The sequence below is a fragment of the Vibrio sp. 1978 genome (genome assembly GCF_033344345.1).
The window spans coordinates 1-783 of the sequence record NZ_JAWPOP010000339.1 but is presented as its reverse complement, the minus strand read 5'-3'; the positions used below and the strand labels follow the sequence as shown (position 1 = coordinate 783).

At 46.6% G+C, this 783-nt stretch carries 1 protein-coding gene; it reads right to left on the bottom strand.

Annotated elements, in window-relative coordinates:
- A partial coding sequence (locus tag R8N49_RS26490) for an endonuclease/exonuclease/phosphatase family protein (protein ID WP_318190364.1) occupies positions 1–783 on the bottom strand: 783 nt, incomplete at both ends.

The following is a 783-nucleotide window of genomic DNA, read 5'->3' as shown; positions in this document are numbered from 1 at the left end:
TGATCGGAAGCGTCGCTCTGCGGCGCTTTCGCATTTTTGAGCGTTAGTCCGCGGTAGAACACATGGTCTAGCGGCAAGCCCGTAATAAACTGCGTACGATGATCTGGCGAGAATTGTACTTCTCTCAAATTTGCTTCCCTCAGGGCCTGCTTCATGGCCGTAATCCGATATTCGCTCCAACTATTAAAATCACCAGCAAATACGATTGGCCCGCTGTGTTGTTTAAGTAGCGTCTCAAGCGCAGAAAGTTGCGAAGTATATTCTTCCGTTCCAACGGTAAAGTTGATCGCATGCACATTGATAACGGCCAAGCTCTCACCATTACTTAAACGATACTGGCTGTACAACGCCGATTTTGGCAAACGCAACCACGGTTCTTTTGACGTGTACGCGCATGCTTTAACTGGCTGCTTTTGAGCAATACTAATCACGCCAGCTCCGCTGCCTAACGCTTTAAACGCGCTGACTTGGTTGCTGACCCAGCTGCCATCTACCAACCATTGTTTAAAACTGTCTGTCATGCTGGCTTCTTGCAGCAATAACAATTGCTTATCTGCCGAGAACAACTCCAGCTCAGATTGCCAGTTAGCGCGATTTTGCTTGTAGATGTTCCAAACTAAAAGGTTGAGTTCACCGTTATCGTCCAGAGCTTTTGCTCCGCTAAACTCTATACATCGAATGTCTTCGGTAATTTCAGAACCAGTTTGTGTGATGATCTGTGGATGTTCTGGCACAGTAAAGATGACTTGAAAACTCACTACCGCAGCCATGATTAGAAAGGCT